Below are 3,651 nucleotides of genomic sequence, written 5' to 3'. Positions count from 1 at the left end.
TCTGTGCGGCCAGCGCCGCAAGCTGGAAGTCCAGCTTGTCATCGACGATCCGCGCCAGTTCCTGCCCTGCCTGAACCTCGTCGCCCTCGGCCACGGACAGCGCGACCAGCACCCCCCCGATCCGCGCCCGCGCCGGGATGCGGTCCTTCGCCTCGACCGTGCCGTAGACCGCCTTCCATTCCGTGACCGCCACCGGCGCAAGGGTGACGGGCTCGGCGAGGGCGGGCAGCGCAACGAAGCCGATCAGCGCGAGAGCCTGCGACAGGACGAAGGAACGGGTCATGCGGTCAGCCTCCTTGACTGACCTTTACATATTTAAAACTTAATAGCTATGCAATATATAATCTAAAATGCCGCAGTCGGACCGCCACAGCGAAAACGGCGCGCCGGATACCCCCGACGCGCCGCCCAGCATATGTTAAAGCTTTCTGAACGCCCGCAGCCAAGCCCTTGATTTCTCAAGCCCCGCTGAAGTGCCCGCGCGCGGGCAGAGGATCAGGCCTCGACCCAGAGCCCCTCGTCCTTGACGATCTTGTAGGCCTCGTCCAACGACTTTTTCGCCCGCTCGATCAGCACGTCGATCTCGGCCGGGGTGATCACCAGCGGCGGGGCGATGATCATCCGGTCCCCCACATGCCGCATGATCAGGTTGTTGGCGAAGCACCGCTCCCGCATCTTGAAGCCCACCGTCCCCGCCTCGCTGGCAAAGGCCGCCCGCTTCGCCTTGTTCGGGGTGAGGGCAATCGACCCCATCAGCCCGACAAGCTTCGCCTCGCCCACCATCGGGTGATCCGTCAGCTTCTCCCAGCGTTCCTTCAGATAGGGATGCGCCACGTCGTGGACATGCTCGACCACCTTCTCGTCCTGCATGATCCGCAGGTTCTCCAGCGCGACCGCACAGGCGACCGGATGGCCGCTGTAGGTGTAGCCATGGAAAAATTCACCCCCGCCGCCGACCACATTCGCCACCTCGTCGCAGACGATCGACCCGCCGATCGGCGCATAGCCCGAGGACAGGCCCTTGGCGATGGTCATGATATGCGGCTTGATCCCGAAGGTCTCGGACCCGAACCAGTTGCCGGTCCGCCCGAAGCCGGTGATCACCTCGTCGGCGATCAGGAGGATGCCGTATTTGTCGCAGATCCGCTGGATTTCCGGCCAGTAGGTCTTGGGCGGGATGATCACGCCCCCTGCCCCCTGCACCGGCTCGCCGATGAAGGCCGCCACGTTATCCGGCCCGACCTGCAGGATCTTCTGCTCCAGCTCCTGCGCGCGCGCCAAGCCGAACGCGTCCTCCGACATGTCCCCGCCCTCGCCCCACCAGTAGGGCTGGTCGATATGCTCGATCCCGTCGATCTTGCCGCCATGCGCGTGGATCGGCTTCATCCCGCCCAGGCTGCCCCCGCCCATGGTCGAGCCGTGATACCCGTTCCACCGCGCGATGATCGTCCGCCGCCAGGGCTTGCCCATCACGTCCCAGTACCGCCGCACCAGACGGATGTTGGTGTCGTTCGCCTCGGACCCCGAGCCGGCGAAGAAGACGTGGTTCAGATCGCCCGGCGCGAGCTTCGCGATCTCGGCTGCCAGCGCGATGGCAGGGACATGGGTGGTCTGGAAGAAGGTGTTGTAATAGGCCAGTTCTTCCATCTGCCGCGCGGCGGCCTGGGCCAGTTCCTTGCGGCCATAGCCGATGTTCACGCACCACAGGCCCGCCATCCCGTCGATGATCCGGTTGCCCTCGCTGTCGGTCAGCCAGACCCCCTCGCCCCGGGTGATCACCCGAGCGCCCTTGGCCGCAAGCGCCGCCTTGTCGGTAAAGGGATGGAAGTGATGCGCCGCATCAAGGCGCTGCAGCTCGGCGGTCGGCATGTGGTTGGTGATCATGTTCATGGGGAACCCTCGCGGAATCGGCAGGGCCCTGATGCCCCGTCTTTCCGGCAGGATATGATCAAACGCGGCAGCGTTCAAGGAATTTGATCAAATTCCGGCATCCTGCATCGGCACGGGAAAGGCGAGTATTTCTGCCAAGAGGAACAAGGTCTTTCCTCTTGGCAGAAATACTCCCACCGGAGGCAAGAAGATCAATGACCCTCGGCCAGCGCCTGCCGCACATGGTCGAGGCCCTGCTCGATGTCGCGCCGGATTGCGCTGGCCAGCGCGCCCACATCCCCCGCCCGCATCGCGGCAATCGCCTCGCGGTGCAGGTCGGGCGCGACATCGCGGCCATAGCGATCGATCACCGCCCGAAGGCTGGGCCCCGCCCGCAGCCACAGCGACCGCGCCAGATCCAGCAGCACGGGGGCCTCGGCCGCCTCGTAGAGGGCGAAGTGGAAGGCGTGGTTCGCCGCCAGATAGTCGGGCAGCTTGCCCGCCGCGATGGCCCGGTTCACCGCGCCGTCGATGGCCTCCAGCCGGTCGATCTGCGCCGGTGTCAGCTTCGGCCCGGCCAGCTCCGCCAGCTTCGGCTCGATGGCCAGCCGGGCGAAGGCGACCTGCTCCAGCATCTCCGCCGTAAGCTCCGGCACCGCCACGCGCCGGTTGCCCTGCGGCAGAAGCGCACCCTCCGCCGTCAACCGCCGGATCGCCTCGCGCACCGGGGTCATGCCCGCGCCCAGATCGCCGATCAGCCCCTGGATCGTGACCGGAGCCCCCGGCGCCAGATGCCCGAAGAGGATCATGTCGCGCAGCCGCGCGTAGGTGACCTCGTGACTGGGAATCTTCCGGCTGTCAGCGTCCATCGGGGCCCCTTTCCGCTTCGCCCCTTTATGACGGCATATCCCCGGCAATCAAGAGTTGATCAAAATCGCTGAATCAGGTCCGGAGGGCCGCTTTGGGCGTATAGCGGAACCGGGTCACATCCGCGGTCCAGCCCTGCCCGGTCAGGTCATGCGCGACGACGCCGACGAAGGCGCCGGTGAAGCTTGCGTGCTCGCCGCGCCCGCCTTCGTCGGAGACGATGGACGCGTCCAGTTCCGGCCCGACCGCCACCCCGTTCACGCTGAACCGCTGCACCGCCCGGTCGACCGTCACCCCCAGTGTCACCTTGCCGTCCGGCACCGGAAAGCGCCCGTGGAAAGTCAGCGCCTCGCCCTGCCAGTCGCCGAGGCAGGAGACCAGCGTCACCACCCGCGCACCGCCTTCCCGCGTCACCAGCGCGGCATGGAACTTGTGCCGGTTGTACCAGGTGATCAGCCCCGCTGCGCGCTGCCAGTTGGGCGGGTCGGCGAGGATGTCGCACTCGGCCTCGTAGGCCGGTTCGTCCTGCCGCCGGGCCACCAGCGACTGCTCGAACCAGGACCCGAGGCTTTCGCGCCCGATCAGCCGCAGGGCGCTGCCGGTCAGGGTGAAGAGGCGCTCAGGATAAGGCGTGCGCAGCCACTGGAACTCCATCGGCAATTCGGCCCCGGTGAAATCATGCTCCACCACATCCGGCACCTCACGCTCCGCCGGAAGGTCGATGGTCATCGGCGGCAGCACACCCCCGTCCTTCAGCCAAAGCCAATCGTCGCGCCAGACGACCTCGGCCAACCCCGTCTCGCGCCCCGTCGCGCAGAAGGGGCCGCGCGGTCCCCGCTGTGGCCGCCCGCAGAGGAAGGAATGCCAGTGCCGCCCGTCATGGCCCTCGACATATTGCCCGTGCCCCATCCGCTG

At 66.7% G+C, this 3,651-nt stretch carries 2 protein-coding genes and 2 pseudogenes; all 4 read right to left on the bottom strand.

What is annotated here, in order from left to right; all coding sequences use genetic code 11:
- Positions 1 to 283 (bottom strand): annotated as a pseudogene (locus V7Q39_RS20015) (biotin/lipoyl-binding protein); the annotation flags it as partial.
- Between the two features lie 212 nt (positions 284 to 495).
- Positions 496 to 1,890, bottom strand: a complete 1,395-nt coding sequence (locus tag V7Q39_RS20010) for an aspartate aminotransferase family protein (protein WP_333818373.1) — start codon at positions 1,888 to 1,890, stop codon at positions 496 to 498.
- A 191-nt stretch (positions 1,891 to 2,081) separates the two neighbouring features.
- Positions 2,082 to 2,738 (bottom strand): GntR family transcriptional regulator, encoded by a 657-nt coding sequence (locus tag V7Q39_RS20005; RefSeq protein WP_333818372.1) that lies wholly within the window; start codon positions 2,736 to 2,738, stop codon positions 2,082 to 2,084.
- Positions 2,739 to 2,811: 73 nt separating this feature from the next.
- Positions 2,812 to 3,651 (bottom strand): annotated as a pseudogene (locus V7Q39_RS20000) (glycoside hydrolase 43 family protein); the annotation flags it as partial.

It is taken from the genome of Tabrizicola sp. (assembly GCF_036781545.1).
GTDB lineage: Bacteria > Pseudomonadota > Alphaproteobacteria > Rhodobacterales > Rhodobacteraceae > Tabrizicola.
Note: the sequence above shows the minus strand (reverse complement) of the source record. Positions and strands in the feature narration are given on the sequence as shown.

Bases quoted from the DNA above. Each gene is read 5' to 3' on its own strand.
- V7Q39_RS20010 (WP_333818373.1), bottom strand. From the start codon at position 1,890: ATGAACATGATCACCAACCACATGCCGACCGCCGAGCTGCAGCGCCTT.
- V7Q39_RS20005 (WP_333818372.1), bottom strand. From the start codon at position 2,738: ATGGACGCTGACAGCCGGAAGATTCCCAGTCACGAGGTCACCTACGCG.